General features: G+C 70.6%; 11 protein-coding genes. 3 read left to right on the top strand and 8 right to left on the bottom strand.

Annotation, left to right across the window (positions count from 1 at the left end; all coding sequences use genetic code 11):
* Positions 1-20: 20 nt before the first annotated feature.
* Positions 21-1,400, bottom strand: a complete 1,380-nt coding sequence (locus FOJ82_RS08485; protein WP_143938060.1) for a D-apionate lactonase family protein — start codon at positions 1,398-1,400, stop codon at positions 21-23.
* Between the two features lie 211 nt (positions 1,401-1,611).
* Here FOJ82_RS08485 and murJ point away from each other — a divergent pair, with 211 nt between their 5' ends.
* The 3 genes from murJ (at position 1,612) to FOJ82_RS16465 (ending at position 9,028) form a co-directional block, all read left to right on the top strand.
* Entirely contained in the window at positions 1,612-5,397 is a 3,786-nt protein-coding gene (gene murJ / locus FOJ82_RS08480; RefSeq protein ID WP_143938059.1) for a murein biosynthesis integral membrane protein MurJ, read from the top strand.
* 89 nt (positions 5,398-5,486) lie between these two features.
* Positions 5,487-7,601, top strand: a complete 2,115-nt coding sequence (locus FOJ82_RS08475; protein ID WP_143938058.1) for a GDSL-type esterase/lipase family protein — start codon at positions 5,487-5,489, stop codon at positions 7,599-7,601.
* On the top strand, positions 7,595-9,028 hold the full coding sequence (locus tag FOJ82_RS16465; RefSeq protein ID WP_221933101.1) for an SGNH/GDSL hydrolase family protein: 1,434 nt from the start codon (positions 7,595-7,597) through the stop codon (positions 9,026-9,028). The genes FOJ82_RS08475 and FOJ82_RS16465 overlap by 7 nt, the downstream gene beginning before the upstream one ends.
* 123 nt (positions 9,029-9,151) lie before the next feature.
* Here the strand turns inward: FOJ82_RS16465 and glpK are convergent, their stop codons facing one another.
* The 7 genes from glpK to FOJ82_RS08435 all read right to left on the bottom strand — a co-directional run bounded on the left by glpK (position 9,152) and on the right by FOJ82_RS08435 (position 15,777).
* Entirely contained in the window at positions 9,152-10,672 is a 1,521-nt protein-coding gene (gene glpK, locus FOJ82_RS08465) for a glycerol kinase GlpK (RefSeq protein WP_143938056.1), read from the bottom strand.
* A gap of 34 nt (positions 10,673-10,706) precedes the next feature.
* The gene (locus tag FOJ82_RS08460; RefSeq protein WP_143938055.1) at positions 10,707-11,477 is read right to left on the bottom strand and encodes an MIP/aquaporin family protein; all 771 of its coding nucleotides are present in this window, start codon (positions 11,475-11,477) and stop codon (positions 10,707-10,709) included.
* 385 nt (positions 11,478-11,862) lie between these two features.
* The gene (locus tag FOJ82_RS08455; RefSeq protein ID WP_143938054.1) at positions 11,863-12,780 is read right to left on the bottom strand and encodes a hypothetical protein; all 918 of its coding nucleotides are present in this window, start codon (positions 12,778-12,780) and stop codon (positions 11,863-11,865) included.
* Positions 12,773-13,516: a hypothetical protein gene (locus FOJ82_RS08450; protein ID WP_143938053.1), complete on the bottom strand. Its 744-nt coding sequence runs from the start codon at positions 13,514-13,516 to the stop codon at positions 12,773-12,775. Before FOJ82_RS08450 ends, FOJ82_RS08455 begins: the two co-directional genes overlap by 8 nt.
* Positions 13,513-14,196: a hypothetical protein gene (locus FOJ82_RS08445; protein WP_143938052.1), complete on the bottom strand. Its 684-nt coding sequence runs from the start codon at positions 14,194-14,196 to the stop codon at positions 13,513-13,515. The genes FOJ82_RS08450 and FOJ82_RS08445 overlap by 4 nt, the downstream gene beginning before the upstream one ends.
* Positions 14,197-14,219: 23 nt before the next feature.
* Complete coding sequence (locus FOJ82_RS08440; RefSeq protein WP_143938051.1) at positions 14,220-14,846, bottom strand: hypothetical protein; 627 nt, start codon at positions 14,844-14,846, stop codon at positions 14,220-14,222.
* A gap of 7 nt (positions 14,847-14,853) precedes the next feature.
* Positions 14,854-15,777, bottom strand: a complete 924-nt coding sequence (locus tag FOJ82_RS08435) for a hypothetical protein (protein ID WP_143938050.1) — start codon at positions 15,775-15,777, stop codon at positions 14,854-14,856.

The following is a 15,777-nucleotide window of genomic DNA, read 5'->3' as shown; positions in this document are numbered from 1 at the left end:
TCCGCGCGCCCGGTCCGCAGCTACCCGTCGGCGTCTGCCAGCAGGTGCGGGACCTCCGGCACCGTGCCGATGCACAGCACGTCAGCGCCGGCCTCGCGCCAGGCCCGGACCGATCTCCCGACCCAACCCGAAGGAAGGCCGTCCGGGTCGCGCAGCGGACCCACGCTGACGACGGCGCCCGCCGAGCGTTCCCGGGCGGTGGCGACCATCGCCGGGTAGGCCGCAAGCGTCTGCTCGATGGAGGTGGCGTCGACGGCGTGGACCCGCGGGGAGTACGTGAAGGACACCACGTCGAAGCCCACCAGCAGGTGCCGTTGCAGCTCGGCGAGGTTTCGGGTCGTCCCGCCGCCGACCACCGTCACCACGCCACCGAGGGCAGCCCGGGCGGTATCGACCCACTCGGCAGGGGTGGTCTCCCACCGCTCGTCGTCGGGCAGCACGAGGAGCCGGGCGGGCGACGGCGTCGGCAGCGCGGCACGCACCGCCTGCCAGTCGGTGTCCGGTCCCGCCAGCACCTCGAGGTCCCACACCCGCGCGGTGGCCGCCTGTTGCATGGTGGCCCGGGCCGCCTCGGCGTCGTCGCCGCGGACCCTGGCCCGGATCCCGTCGACCACCTCGAGCGCGGCCGCCAGCTGTGCGTCCGGGACCACGTCGTCGAGGAGCGCCAGCAGCTGCGTCCCCCCGACGGCGTGTTCGGGCTGCTCGTGGTGGCCGCGGGCCGCGTTCTCGAAGCGGATGCTGACGCGCTGGAAGATCCTGTCACCCGCGGTCACCAGCCTCGGCCGGGGCTCGCTGGAGGGGGTGCCGTAGGTCTTGAAGGAGGCGTCGGACCAGTTGCGCTGGTCCTCGGTCTCGAACAGCTCGCCCTCGAAGCGGTGGTCGATGTGGATCCCCCCGGCGGTGACCCCGAGCCGGTCGAACGGACCGAGGGCTGGCAGGGTGGTGCCGTCGGCGGCGACTCGCTGGGGGACGATGAGCTGCGGCACCGGCCGGCCGATGCCCGGGCTCCCACCCAAGCTGCTGTCGACCCGGCCACCGACGTGGCTCAGCGGGTGCAGGATGCACAGGCCGGAGCGGTTGGTGGCGAAGCGCCCGGTCCACTCGCCCTCGATCGTGGCCACCACCTCGTCGGGGGTCAGGTGGTAGCTGCCACGCACGAGCAGCGGAGCACCGCCGGGCCTGTGGTCCAGCTCGAAGTGCACCTCGGCGCCTCTGCCCCACGGCTCGACGCGCAGTGCGCTGATCTCGGCGGGGATGGTCCCCCAGTCGGCGTCGCGCACCGCGACGTGGATCCGGTTGGCGACGTCGGCGCCGCGCCACGTCACGTCCCTCAGGTCCGCGCCGTCGAGGCGCGCTGACAGTTCACCCAGCACCAGTCGTTCCCGGCCCACTTCGGACATCAACGCCCCTCCCACCGAATGTCGTGTTCCCCAATCCTCGCGGACCCTCGGGGCCGGTCGCAGCCTCCGTGGCAAAGTTCTGGCCAATGATCGGGCGACGCACGACGAGGCCCGGCCGGCCCGGTTCCCGGCGGTGCGCCGTGGCGCAGCGATGATCACCGGGTAGATTTCCCCCTGACCGGGTTTCCGTAGGCCGGCGACGAGGAGAGCAGTGAGCCAGGTAAGTAGCACCAAGAAGTTGGTGTCTGCCAGCGCACTCATGGCCTCGGGGACCCTCATCTCCAGGGCCCTCGGGTTGGTCCGGGTGATGCTGATCGCGGTCATCCTCGGCAACGGCACCCGCCAGGCGGACATCCTCGCCCTGGCCACAATGGTGCCCAACTCCCTCTACATCCTGTTCGCCGGTGGCGCCCTCAACACCGTCCTGGTCCCCCAGATCGTGCGGGCCATCAAGAACGACGCCGACGGCGGCGAGGCCTACACCAACCGCATCATGACCGCGTTCATGCTGATCGTCGGCGCCGTCGCCGTGGTGGCCACCGTCTGCGCCCCGCTGATCACGCAGCTGTACTCGTCGGACGCCTGGCGCGCGGAGGATCTGGCGGCGCAGTACGCGTCGATGGTGGCCCTGACCTACCTGACGCTGCCGCAGGTGTTCTTCTACGGCGCGTTCTTCCTGCTGGGACAGGTTCTCAACGCCCGCGATCGCTTCGGCCCGATGATGTGGGCGCCCATCGCCAACAACGTCATCTCCGTGCTGGTGCTGGCCGTGTACCTGTTCGTGTGGGGCACCCAGGGCGACCGCGGCGCCGCGTTCACCACTCCGCAGATCCTGCTGCTGGGCATCGGCTCGACGGTGGGCATCCTCGCGCAGTCGCTGGTGCTGCTGCCCTACCTGCGCAAGGTGGGCTTCCGGTTCCGCCCCCGGTTCGACCTGAGGGGCACCGGCCTGGGCAAGACGTTCTCCCTGACCAAGTGGACGATGGGCTTCGTCGCGGTCAACCAGGTGGTGCTGGTGATCGTCACGCGACTGGCGACGTCGGCCACCGCCGGGGGCTCCGGGTCCGGCTACAACGTCTACTCCAACGCGCACCTGATCTGGATCCTGCCGCACTCGCTGATCACCGTCTCCCTGGCCACGGCGATGCTGCCGAACGCCTCCCGGCTCGCGGCCGCGTCGAACTTCACCGGCGTCGCGCAGGAGGCCACCAAGACCATCCGCCTGGCGCTCATCCTGCTCGTTCCCGCCGCGGTGGGCTTCTTCGTGCTGGCCGGCCCGATCGCGGACCTGCTGTTCGGCCACGGCCAGGGCACCGAGGACTCGCAATACGTTGGGCTCGCGCTGATGGGCTTCGCCCTCGGGCTCGTGCCGTTCACCGTCCAGTTCGTGTGCCTGCGCACCTACTATGCGCTCGAGGACACCCGCACCCCGTTCCTGCTCCAGTTGCTGATCGCCGGCGCCAACGCGGGGTTCGCAATCCTGTTCGTGTGGCTCGTCACCGACCCCGGCCAGGTCGCCGCCGCACTCGCCCTCGCCTACTCCGTCGCCTACCTCGTGGGGGTCTTCCTGAGCTGGCAGCTGTTGAAGCGCCAGGTCCCGGACCTCGACGGGGGCGCCGTGGCGTTGCACATCGTGCGGCTGCTGCTGGGCGCAGGGTTGGGCGGCGTGGCGGCCTGGTTCGTGGCCCGTCTCGTCATCGACTGGCTCGGGGAGGGGATCGGGGCCCTGGTGGTGGCCATCCTGGTCGGCCTGCTGCTGATCGGAGTCATCTACCTCGTCGTCGGCCGCCTGCTGCAGGTGCGCGAACTGCGCAGCCTCACGGGTCTGGTCAACATCGTGCGACGTCGCGGCAGCGTCCCTGCCGAGGCGGGGGCTACGGAGGACCGCACGCGCAGGTCGAAGCAGGACGCCTCGCCACGGGATGCCTCCGACGACGGCTGGGACGACGGGGACCAGGAGTACTCCGCCGGGAGCATCGCCGCCGGGCTCACCGAGGACCTGATGCCCACCCAGCTCACCCCGGCCATCCACCTCGACGACGAGGACGAGCCGGGACCCGTCGGGCGGCGCTCCGAGTACGTCGCGCCGGTGCAGCCGGAGGAGCCCGAACCCAGCGCACCGCTGTACCGCGACGAGGCCTCCGACCACACGGCCCCTGCGGACGACGACGAGTGGGCCGAGCGCTCCGACTTCGACGACGAGTCGCTCCAGGAGACCCGCCTGCGCCCGCCGCTGGCGGACCCCCGCTGGTCGAGCAGCCCGGCGAGCGCAAGCGAGCAGGGCCTGTCAGGACCACCCCCGGACACCCAACCGCTAGCGGAGCCCGGGCTGCTGCTGAGCACCCGTTTCCGCACTGACGAGCTCCTCGCCGACCGCGCCGGCATCGAGACCTGGCGCGCGCACGACCTGGTGCTGTCCCGCGACGTCGTGGCCCACGTGCTGCCCACCGACGACCCCCGCATCCCAGACGTCCTCGACGCCGCGCGCAAGGGTGCAGTCGCCACGGATTCGCGCTTCCTGCGGGTCCTCGACGCGGTGGAGGTGCAGGACCAGGACCGCGGCATCGGCGCCTACGTGGTGTGCGAGTTCGCCACGGGCAAGAACCTGCGCGAGATCCTCGGCTTCGGTCCGTTGAGCACGCTCGAGTCCGCATGGATCGTCCGCGAGCTGGCCGACGCGCTGTCGAGCATGCACACGCAGGGCCTGTTCCACGAGCACCTCACACCCGACAATGTGGTGATCACCAACAGCGGCGACGTTAAGCTGGTCGGCTTCGGCGTCGAGGCGGCGGTCTCGGCCGAGCCCCGGGCGACGAGCTGGACCGACCGGGAGGCCGCAGACGTCCGCGGCCTGGCCAAGCTGCTCTACGCCACCCTCGTCCAGCGCTGGCCCGGCGGGCCGGCATTCGGCATGGAGGCGGCGCCCATCATCGCCGGCGAGCCGGCCAGCCCCCACATCGTGCGCGCCGGCGTCTCGCCCGCCCTGGACCGCATCACGTCCGCCACCCTGACCGAGCGCGGTGCGGCGGCGGAGCGCCGGATCACCACCGCGGGACAGTTGGCTGCCGCCCTGTCCTCGGTGCTCGGCACCGCCGACCCCACCTCCGACCTGGAGCACCGCGTCCGTGCCGCCCGCGGCTCGGCCCCGAGGCGCTCCGCCGAACCCTTCGACGCCGCCGGCGGGCGCGTGCTGCCGGAGGACTCCAACGTCATGATGGCGGCCGTGCCCCGCGACGTCGGACCTGAGTCCGCCGCGCTGTCCCCCACCGCCCTGGCCGCCGCTCATCCCGACGTCCCGGAGGTGCCCGGACTGGAGGACGAGGACGGCCGCGATGGGCCCCGACCACCCGGGCGTCGCGCCCTCTGGCTGCTGGTGGCCCTCGTGCTGGGAGCGCTTGTGGTGTCCCTGGTCATCGTCGCGATCAACAACGCGCGTGACAACGCCGCACAGGACCCCGCCACGCCCACGCAGCAGACCACCACCACGACCGATGGCCAGACCACCCCCGGCGAGTCGCCGACCCCGGCCGGTCCGTTCGAGATCGTCGCCGGCGCGGACTTCGACCCCGCCGCGGACAACGGCAACGACGAGGAGAACCCGGACCTGGTGCCGCTGGCTTTCGACGGCGACCCTGCCACCGGCTGGTCCACGCTGCGCTACCACAACAACCCGGACATGGGCGGGTTGAAGCCCGGAGTCGGCATCGTGCTGGACCTCGGCGAGCCGAGGCAGGTCACCGAGGTGGAACTGTTGTTCGAGGCACCGGGGGCGACGGTGGAGTTGCGCGTCCCCGCCGAGGCCGGTGTGACGTCGGCGCCGATGGGTTCCGAATCGGAGTGGAGCGTGCTGGCCACGCAGACCGAGGCACCGGAGACCACGGTCCTGACCGCCGACAACGCCACGGAGACCCGTTTCGTGATGGTCTACCTGACGACTCTCCCGCAGGTGGAGGAGGCGCGCTTCCTGGCGCAGGTCAATGAGGTGACCGTCCGCTGAGCTCGGGATCAGCAGACGTCTGATCTCGATCGGTGAGCGATTCACCAGTTCCCGTTGACACGCCGTGACCGACCCGCGAGTGTCCCAGCATGCGCTTCGATGTCGAACGACGTGCCCTGCTCACCTGCGCCCTCGCGGTCGCCCTGGTCCTCGGCCTGATCGGCCTCGGCCCCGCCACTTCGAGAGCTGAGGGGCCGCCACCCCCACAGTCCACCATGGTCTTCGGATTCGGCTGGAACGTCGGTGACGCCCGGGCCCGGTTCGACGGCTCCGAGCACTTCGGCTTCGGGCCCGCCGCCAACGGAATGGCCGCCGCAGGCGCCCTGGCGCAGGGCACGCTGCAGGTGAACTTCACCGCTTCCGCCGTCGCGGGAACCCAGACCATCGCACACCTGTTCTCGTCCGAGAATCCCTCGCACGGCGCGACGCTCTCGCTGGTCGGCAGCTCACTGCGCTTGCAGGTCACGGGCGCCTCGGGCGTCCTCCTGGAGCGGACCGTGCCCGTGGCGCTGACCGCGGGCGAGCCGCACCAGGTGCACGTCGTGGTCGGCAACGGCCATACCTGGATCCACCTCGACGCCAGCCCGGTCCTGTTCACCGACGGCGCACCGTTCATGGCCGACTTCGGCCTGGACAGCGTCCACGTCGGCCAACGCAACGCCGGCGACGGCGTCTGGACCGATGGCTTCACCGGCACCATCCAGCGCCTGGTCATCACCGACGGCCGCGTCACGTCCCCCGAGATGCAGGGCATCGCCCCGGACAATGACTCCATCAACCGTTTCCCCGTCGCCCTCGACGACCTCGAGACCATCCGCGACCAGTTGCTCGCGCCGGACAAGGAGACGCCGTCCACCTGGGTCTTCACCGGCGACTCCATCACCCACGGCGCACTCTGGACCTATGGCTTCCGCTCGTGGGCGGAGCAGGCGCAGGCAAGGTTCGCGGAGCTCGGCAACGAGGAGGACACGGTCGTGAACACCGCCATCTCCGGGCACACCGCCGGCGCGAGCGCCAACACCATCGGCGTGCGCGACACCTTCGAGGAGCGAGCCGGCCAGTACGATCCCGACGTGGTTGTCACCATGATCGGCATGAACGACGCCGCCACCACCACGAACCAGACCCTCTCGATGTACGAGGACAACCTGCAGGAGATCATCGACCGGACCCGTGCCGTCGGTGCCGTCGCGGTGTTCGCCACCGCCAACCCGATCCAGGGTGGCCCGAGCGGGGTCCGCGCCAACTACCCGGAGTACGTCCAGACGATGCGCGAGGTGGCCGCCCGGAACCAGGTCGTGGTCATCGACAACTTCGGCGAGTGGAGATTCACGAACGCGGGGGAAGCCCCCCAGCTCTGGTACGGCGATGCGATCCACCCCAGCGCCCACGGCCACTGGCAGTTCGCGCGCAACTTCTTCGAGACCTTCGGCCGCTGGAACCCCGAAGCCGGCGTCGGCGCGGAGGGCGCGGAGATCCCGCGCGGCGGGCACGTCCCCAACAGCTCCGTCCTGCTCACGAACGCGGTCTCGCAGACGTTCGGCTACGGATTCACCGGCGCGTTCGACGGCACCCGGGTCGAGGACCGAAGTGTGGACCTCGGAACGACTGGCGTTGGCAGCCAGGTGCAGGGCACCTACCTCGCCCGGTTCAGCACCACCTCCGCCGAGGAGGGCGTCCTGCTCTCCCTGCACGACTCCGCCACCGCGGACTCCTTCCTGCGCCTCGTCAGCAGGGACGGCGGAGTCCACGCCACCGTCGTGAACGAGGGCCGCGAGCTCCTGTCGCTGTCCTCCGGTGACATGGGCCTCGACGACGGCGCGCGCCACTCAGTCTCGCTGGCCGCCGGTCAGGGCACCACCCGGCTCCTGGTCGACGGCCTGACCGTGGCAATTGCTGACCGGCAGGTGTTCGGGGCCGACGTGCCGACCGCCGACACCCTCCATGCGGGCGGGGTTGCCACCGGCGGCGGCGTCTCCGCCGGGTTCGTCGGGAACCTGGAACGGGTCTGGGCCTGGGCCGCTGCCTCTGAGCCGTTCCACTACCTGGTGGAGCGCTCGGCAACTGTCGCGGACCCCGAGTTCGTGGACAGCTTCCTCGGTTTCAGCGCACCCACCCACCAGTCCCACCCCGTCCTGGTCCTCGGCGAGCTCTCAGTCCTCGGCCGCCGGAGGGGAGCTGGCGCACCTGGCCCCAGATCCTGACCGAACGCAACCGCTGGGAGCGTGGCCATCGTCGGGACTACGTGGTGACGGCAACTCCCGGCACGTCCTCCCTCGCGGAGCGCATCACCTGGCTGGAGCGGGCTGCCGGAGTGTCGGACTCGCGACTGGTACTGCTGCCCGTCGTCTCCGCCGATGTCGCCGCCGCCGGCGGCGAGGAGGGCTACGCCGTCGAACTGGCCGGTGCGATCAGGGCCGTCCGCGCCCTCGGACGAACTCCCATCCCCGTGACCGACCCGGCGGCCGAGCTGACGTCGTCGGCCCTGAACGACCTGGTCCGCGCCGTAGCCGCAGAGAACAACGCGTTCGTCATCGACCTCGCCGGCGAGATGCTCGCGCAGAACTCCGGCACGGTCCCCTCCACGTGGTTCGACGGTGACGCGCTCTCCGCGTTCGGTCACGGCCGGGCCGCGGCCCGGGTGCTGAAGGACCTCGGCATCTATGACCAGGGCTCCAACTCGGCGAACTCCATGGTCCGTCCGGCCACCTCCCCCAGCCTGACGGCGCCGGCCACCCTGGCCGCCGCCGGAACCGTGGGCACCGTTGACGGCCCGAGCGGCCGGGTCTCGGTGCCCGGCCTCGCGGTCGGGAACTCCGCCACAGCCCCCGTGACCATCGCCGTCCCGGCCGACGCAGAGCCCGGCGACGTGATCCGGGTGGCGGTCAACGCCTCCGCCGCCAACCAGCGCCAGGCCATCGCGCCCCGTGTGGTCGAAGTCGCTGTCGCAGCCGATGCCGAGCCAACAGCGACCCCGAAGTCCACTCCGACCGTCACGGTCACAGTCACGGCCCCCACCCCTACAGTCACGACGACCACCACGGTCACCCCGACCGTCACCCTGACGCCCACCACCACCGTGACGCCGACCGCGACGCTCACCCCCACCGTCACCACGACCGCCACGTCGACCGCGACCGTGCACCCCACAGTCACCGTGACCGTGGCCCCGACCACCAAGGCGCCAACGACCTCCCCGCCCACCGACGCGCCCGTGGACTTGTACCTGGCGCCCGGATTCCACCGTGTCAACGGGCGCCAGTGGTACACCGAGTGCGAGGCCTACTCCCGGACCATTCGCTGCACCACCCAGATCCACGGAACACAGGTCAACCTGGTCGACGGGCACTACGTCTCCACCACGGGCTGGATCTTCAACAACCTCACCTACGCCCCGCTGATGACTCGCTCACAGTGGGCGTCGAACCCCCTCGGGTACACGGGTTCGTGGAGCGCGGCCGACGGCCGCAGGTGGCGCACCGAGTGCGACACCGCGATCACGGGCAGCGATGCCTCCCGGTCCTACACGTGGTCCAGCCACATCTCCTCGGTGCAACAGGCCGACGGCACCTGGCGCCACTTCCCCGACGAGGGCTGGGTGATGAACAACATGGTCCGCTTCAGGGCCTGACGCCGTCGGCGGCCATCCTGACCCCTTGCCATCGCAGCGGGTCAGGAGAGCGGCCGCGGAACGGAAAGAACCGGGCGGCGTGGGTCACCCCACGCCGCCCGGCCCGTTGAAGGATCGCGGTCATCACTCCACGACGTCGTCGTCCACCCAGTCGAAGGTGCGTGTGACTGCCTTCTTCCAGTTGCGGAAGACCCGGTCGCGCTCCCCCTCGTCCACCTGCGGCGTCCAGCGGGCGTCCTCGGCCCAGTTGTCGATGACGTCCTGCTCACCACCCCAGTACCCGACGGCAATGCCGGCGGCGTAGGCGGCACCCAGTGCCGTGGTCTCCGCGACGACGGGGCGAACCACGTCGACGCCGAGCTGGTCGGCCTGGAACTGCATCAGCAGCTCGTTGCCGGTCATGCCGCCGTCAACCTTCAGCTCCGCCAGCTTGACCCCGGAGTCAGCCTCCATGGCCTCGAGCACCTCGCGGGTCTGGAAGGCGGTGGCCTCCAGCACGGCGCGGGCGATGTGGCCACGGTTCACGTACCTGGTCAGGCCCACGAGGGCACCACGTGCGTCGGACTTCCAGTACGGCGCGAACAGGCCCGAGAAAGCCGGCACGAAGTAGGCGCCACCGTTGTCCTCGACCGTTGCGGCCAGCTCCTCGATCTCCGGCGCACTGCCGATGATCTTGAGGTTGTCACGCAGCCACTGCACCAGCGATCCGGTGACGGCGATGGAACCCTCGAGGGCGTAGATCGGCTTGTTGTCGCCGATCTTGTAGCAGACCGTGGTCAGCAGTCCGTTCTTCGACGGGACGATCTCCTCGCCCGTGTTGAGCAGCATGAAGTTGCCGGTGCCGTAGGTGTTCTTCGCCATGCCGGGCTCGAAGCAGGCCTGGCCGAAGGTGGCCGCCTGCTGGTCGCCCAGGATGCCCGCGATCGGGACGCCGGGGAGGAGTCCGCGTGCGCGGCCCTCGCCGTAGACCTCTGCCGAGCTCTTGATCTCGGGGAGCATCGACATCGGGATGCCCATGTCCTCGGCGATGGACTCGTCCCAGCTGAGGGTCTTCAGGTCCATCAGCATGGTGCGGGAGGCGTTGGTGACGTCGGTGACGTGCACGCCGCCGTCGGTGCCGCCGGTCATGTTCCAGAGCACCCAGCTGTCCATGGTGCCCATGACGAGTTCGCCGGCCTCGGCCTTGGCCCGTGCACCCTCGACGTTGTCGAGGACCCACTTGACCTTCGGGCCCGCGAAGTAGGTGGCCAGGGGCAGTCCGACGCGTTCCTTGTACTTGTCCTGACCCTCCTCCCCACCGAGGTCGTCGATGATCTTGGCGGTACGGGTGTCCTGCCAGACGATCGCGTTGTAGACGGGCTCACCGGTGGTCTTGTCCCAGACCAGGGTGGTCTCGCGCTGGTTGGTGATGCCGATTGCGGCCATGTCGCCGCTGTTGAGGCTCGCCCTCGAGAGTGCGTCGGCCACGACGGAGCGGACGTTGTCCCAGATCTCCTTGGCGTCGTGCTCGACCCAGCCGGCCTTCGGGAAGATCTGCTCGTGCTCCTTCTGACCGGTGGCCACGATCTTGCCACTGTGGTCGAAGATGATGGCACGGGTGCTGGTCGTGCCCTGGTCGATTGCCATGACGAACTTGTCAGTCATGAATTCTCACTTCCTTGTGTCTTGTGCGAATGGATCAGGGGAGCAGGACCTGGGCGGCCAGGCCGCCGAGGACACCACCGATGAGGGGACCGACGATCGGGACCCAGGAGTAGCCCCAGTCGGAGCCACCCTTGCCCTTGATCGGGAGGATGGCGTGCATGATGCGGGGGCCGAGGTCACGCGTCGGGTTGATCGCGTATCCGGTGGGGCCACCCAGGCTGACGCCGATGCCGAAGACGAGCAGTGCGACTCCGAGTGCGCCCAGCCAGCCGAGGTTGACGGCGCCGCCCTCCGCCTGTGCGTTGGTGAAGCCGGAGGCTGCCATGACACCGAAGACCAGGACGAAGGTGCCGATGACCTCAGTGATGGTGTTCCAGAGCGGGTTGCGGATCTGCGGGCCGGTGGAGAACACGCCGAGCTTCTTGGCCTGGTCCTCCTCGGCGTCGAAGTGCTGCTTGTAGGCGAGCCACATCAGCAGCGCGCCGATCATGGCGCCGACGAGCTCACCGGCGAAGTAGACCATTGTGGAGGCGAACGAGACGGCGACCCCGGGGACGAACTCCTCCGCGCCGCTGGCGATGACGCCGACGGTGACGGCCGGGTTCAGGTGGCCGCCGGACGAGTAGGCCGCGATGACACCCACGAAGACACCGATACCCCAGCCCCAGTTGATGAGCAACCAGCCGGTTCCCTCACCCTTCGACCCCTTCAACAAGGTGTTGGCGACAACGCCACCACCGAGCAGGAGCAGCAGTGCTGATCCGACTACTTCCGATAGGAAGATGGTTCCGAGCGTTACATCCATTTTGACTCCATTCCTGACCTCTGTGTCAGCTAGCGAACGCAACCACGCGTCCTGGTCCACCGGGACTGGCCCGGACACCCGATCCGAATGGCGTGTCTCGGGCGCGCCTCGAACCGTGTAGCAACCAGACAATCTGGTCCTGCACGTAGGTGCAATCTGATTGCACGTTCGTGCACGCGCCTCCTCGGCCCGTGCACCTTGATGCCGGGCTGCCGGGCCCGCGCCGTCGGCCGGTCACTGACCGACCCGACCCGAACCGCCGAGCGAAATCGGGCCAGAGGTGGCCCGTAACCCCTGCGGCGATTCCGTGCGGCGTGTCGGGTCGGGCGACGACGACGCGACGGCCGCCCACGACCCGGACGAGGCGGGCGGGGCGGGCGGGACGTCAGGAGAGCCGGGGGATCGCCCCCGCCGTGGGGGCGGGCGGCAGGTCGGCGGAGTCGCCGCCGGTGGGCCAGCCCGTGGGGAGCAGCACGCTCGGCATCCCCAGCAGGGAGTCCAGCTCGGTCGCGAGGCCCTTGGCGGTGTCGCCGTCGGCGATGGAGTCGAGTTCGTGGGAGAGCTTGCCCGCGAGGACGGCCAGCTGGGACTCGATCCCCCGGCTCCGCTGGAACAGTCGGCTGGTGTCCCCCAGCGGCAGTGCCCTGACCCGCGTGGCGGTGAACGAGATCGCCTCGGAGGTGTAGAAGAACGCCGCCCGGTTGAGCAGGGCGCTGTGGTCAAGCGCGTTGGCCGAGCTGTCCTCCACCCCGGCCAGCTCCTCCAGCGCGCCGGCCTGCACGAGTGCGGCCCGACGGTAGCCCTCGGCCGCGTCGCCGGTCCAGTCCTCCACGGCGACGAGCTCGCGGACCTGCTTCGCGATCTCGAGCACCTTCTCACCCTGCCTGCGCTCGAGGTCGCGTTCGGCCTCCAGCTTCGCGGGGACCTCGGCATGGGGGGCGACCCGCTCGTCGACGAGCGCCCGCAGCCCCTCGAGCCGGGCCGCGATGCCCTCGGCGATGGTGTCGGCGGCCGCGCCCAGCTGTTCGGCCACGAGCGTGTACACGGAGGGGAACATGCTGCGCAGCTGGGCCAGGGCCTCCACGCACTGGGCCCGGTCCTCGGCGAGCACGGCGGCGACGGTGGTCTCCAGTTCCTCGAGGGCCGCGGTCACGTCGGCGAACTCGGGCTCGGGCAGCGGCTCCTCCTCGGCGACGTCGTCGCCCTGGTAGCCGATCCTGCGCAGCTCGCGCAGCTGCCCGGCGCCGGAGGCGTCCTCGTGGGCGATGACGCGGCCCGTGGGGCGCGGTTCCTGGTCAGCCATCGGCCGTCTCCTTCCGGATCTCGGCGGCCCCGGTCTCCTCGACCGCCTCGTACTGGGCGGCGACGTCGTGCAGCCTGCTCACGAGGGCGTCGAACTCCGCTCCCGCACCCGTGGTCCAGGCCCGAACCTGCTCCGTGACTGCCTGCTGCGGCCGCTCGGGGGGCAGCACCAGGCCCAGCGCGGCGTCGAACGCCGGGCTCTCGAGGGAGTGGATCTCCTGCGCCAGCTCCGCCCACTTGGAGGCGATCCCCCGCACTGCGACGGGGTCCGCGCTGAACCCGTCGGCAGGACCGGCGCCGCCACCCGCCGGCGCTCCGCCCTCGGGAAGGCCGCCGCCGGTTCCGCCACCCCCGACCCCGCCGCCGATGCCAGGCACCTCCGGCTCCTCGGGTACCTCCTCGGCCAGGGGCGCCTGGGCAGCCTGCACGCCCAGTCCGGTGCTGGCCTGCGGGGGCCTCGTGCTGGAGGCGGCAGCAGCCGCCGCGCCGCCACCGAGCCCGCCGCCGGAGGGAGCGGCACCGCCCGCGCCGCCGGCGCCGATGCCGCCCATCATCATCGGCGGCATCATTCCGGGACCGCCCACGCCGCCCTGGCCGCCCTGCCGGTTCGGGTTCAGCTGCGCCTCGCGCAGCTCCTGGTTGACGAGCACGTCGTCATCGTCGGCGGTGGCCCCGGAGAACCGGCTCACGGCCGCCCGGCGCGCCACCTCTGCCCAGACATCCTCTGGATCGGTCATCGTCCGTCCTTCCCGGTGAGCATCCGCATCAACCCCGCCATGAGGATCTCGTGCTCGCGGGTCAGGTCTGCCAGCTCGTCCCTCGGCTCGGGCGCCGCCTCGTGGGCGGCGTAGGCGCGGTTCGCGGTCTCCACGACCCAGTGGTTGACGTCCTTCACGCTCATGTCCTCCAGCCACTCCTCGTCGAACTCGACGGCGACGGCGTGGCCCTCCGCGTCCAGGCGCACGGTGACTCCCTCCGTCTCGGCCGAGACCGGTCGGGGAGCCTCGATCGGCGTGGTGCGCGCCCGCTCCACCGCGTCCTCCCAGCGCTGGTTGAAGTTCTGCAGCGCCAGCCGGTAGGTGACGAACGGGCTGCGGTTGAACCGCGGCAGGCCGGAGAAGTCGACGCCCGTGAGGTCCGGCTCCTGTGGCTCCTCGACGGCGGGCGCCACCTGGATCCGCGCCGACGCCAGCGCGGCGGCGAAGCACTGGTCGAGCGTCTTCTCCCGGACCTTGTGGTGCCACACGGGCGAGATCTGGACGCGGGTCAGCCGACCGTCGGCCACCCAGACGCGCACGATGTTGTCGCCGTCGGTGAAGCCGGCGTCGTGGCCCTGCGACGGCTCGTCCTCGACGGCGTCGTCACCGTAGTGGACCGGCGCCAGCGGGTCGTACTCGTCGTCCATGAGGCCGCTCATCAATGCCCCTCGCACTCGTCGGGTCAGAACTGGTCGTGGAGTTCGTTGGTGAACTCGGCCAACTCCTCCATGGTGATCACGTCGATGTCAGCCGTGCCCGTCTTCAGGGTGGCGTTGGTGCCCGCGACGATGCACTCGATGCCGTCGCTGCCCTCGAAGCTGTAGCTGCCGCACACGGCGTTGCCGTGGTAGGCAGGGTCAGTCAGCGCAGCGACCCACTCCTGGTAGTGGTGCGATCCGGTGGAGGTGTTGACGCTGATCGAGCGGAACGCCTCCGGGTCGTCGTAGAAGACGCTCGCGCCGCCCACGTTGGAGGTGACCTCCTCCCGCACGAACGGGCCGACCTGCTCGGGCAGCGCCTCCGGGTTGTCCAGGGGCTTCAGCGAGTCCACGTTGGGCGGCGGCATCGGCCCCCACTGCCCGTCGCCGGGGTCCGTGGCCCCGGTGGTCTCGCCCCCCGGGTCGTCGGTGGCGGGGTCGGTGGGCGTCGACGGCGTCGTGGCGGCGTCGGTGGGCGTCGGCGACGGCTCGGCCTCGCCGCGCCCGGCGAGGCCCCACACGACGAGGCCGACGAGGACGACCGCGGCCGCCGCGATGACCACCCAGAGCGCGGTGCGGGAACCCCCCGAGGGGGCTGGTCGCTGACTCATCCCTGCCTCAGAGGTCCACGCCGGGAGTGCCGCCGCCGCTGCCGCCGCCGGTGTTCAGGTTGGTAGAACCACCATCGGGGTCCACGGTGTCGCCGGTGTTGGCCGGGGCCCGCCCGGCCGCGCTGGTGCCGGTGGGCCAGGAGCCCACCTCCAGCAGGTTCGGCAGCGTGATGGTCTTTGCGAGCTCCGAGCTCAGCGCGTTGGCCGAGCCGGCAGCGACCTTGCCACTGACCGCGCCTGCGAGTTCGAACAGCAGACTGCGGCACTCGTTGGTGGCGGTGGCGGTGCGCAGGTAGTACTGGTCACCGTTGCTGCCCGGCGCCGACTTGATCCGTGAGGTGGCCACGCGCACGGCCTTGCCCACCACGTAGAAGATCGCCCGGTTCAGCGTCGCCCCGGCGCCCGCGCCCGCAGCGGTGCTGACCATGACGCCCTCCAGTTCGCTGAGCGCATTGGCCTGGACGGCTGCAGCGGCGGAGTACTGCTCACGCGCCTCACCGGACCAGCCCTCCACGTTGGTCAGGCGCTTGGCCCGGTTGTACATGGCGCGCACCTGCCGCGAGCGCATGGTCCACTCGGCCGCGTCCGAGGTCAGTCGAGCCGGGACGTTCGCGTGCGGGGCGACGTTGCTGTTGCAGAAGTTCTCCACCTGGGCCAGCGCCGCAAGGGCGGAGGCCTTGGCCTGCGCCGCCTGCTGGTTGAAACGCTGGCGTTCGGAGAAGTAGTTGAACGTGTGGCGCCCGAGCCGCGACAGCTCGGTCCAGAAGCTCGAGGCCTCGGCCTCGTCCTGCTGGATGGCTGCGTTCACGGCGGCGCGCAGCGAGGAGATCTCCTCGCGCGCCTGGGAGTACTCGTAGTTCCCCGCGGCGGCCTGCTCGGCCTGCCCGAGCGCCTTCATGACGTTGCTCACCATCTGTTGCACCGGCAGCAT

Origin of the sequence: Tessaracoccus rhinocerotis (assembly GCF_007197885.1) — a bacterium.
Taxonomy (GTDB): domain Bacteria; phylum Actinomycetota; class Actinomycetes; order Propionibacteriales; family Propionibacteriaceae; genus Arachnia; species Arachnia rhinocerotis.
This window is presented reverse-complemented; position numbering and strand designations above follow the sequence as displayed.

Bases quoted from the DNA above. Each gene is read 5' to 3' on its own strand.
- FOJ82_RS08460 (WP_143938055.1), bottom strand. From the start codon at position 11,477: ATGGATGTAACGCTCGGAACCATCTTCCTATCGGAAGTAGTCGGATCA.
- FOJ82_RS08450 (WP_143938053.1), bottom strand. From the start codon at position 13,516: ATGACCGATCCAGAGGATGTCTGGGCAGAGGTGGCGCGCCGGGCGGCC.
- FOJ82_RS08440 (WP_143938051.1), bottom strand. From the start codon at position 14,846: ATGAGTCAGCGACCAGCCCCCTCGGGGGGTTCCCGCACCGCGCTCTGG.
- glpK (WP_143938056.1), bottom strand. From the start codon at position 10,672: ATGACTGACAAGTTCGTCATGGCAATCGACCAGGGCACGACCAGCACC.
- FOJ82_RS08475 (WP_143938058.1), top strand. From the start codon at position 5,487: ATGCGCTTCGATGTCGAACGACGTGCCCTGCTCACCTGCGCCCTCGCG.
- FOJ82_RS08485 (WP_143938060.1), bottom strand. From the start codon at position 1,400: ATGTCCGAAGTGGGCCGGGAACGACTGGTGCTGGGTGAACTGTCAGCG.
- FOJ82_RS08455 (WP_143938054.1), bottom strand. From the start codon at position 12,780: ATGGCTGACCAGGAACCGCGCCCCACGGGCCGCGTCATCGCCCACGAG.
- FOJ82_RS08435 (WP_143938050.1), bottom strand. From the start codon at position 15,777: ATGCTGCCGGTGCAACAGATGGTGAGCAACGTCATGAAGGCGCTCGGG.
- FOJ82_RS08445 (WP_143938052.1), bottom strand. From the start codon at position 14,196: ATGAGCGGCCTCATGGACGACGAGTACGACCCGCTGGCGCCGGTCCAC.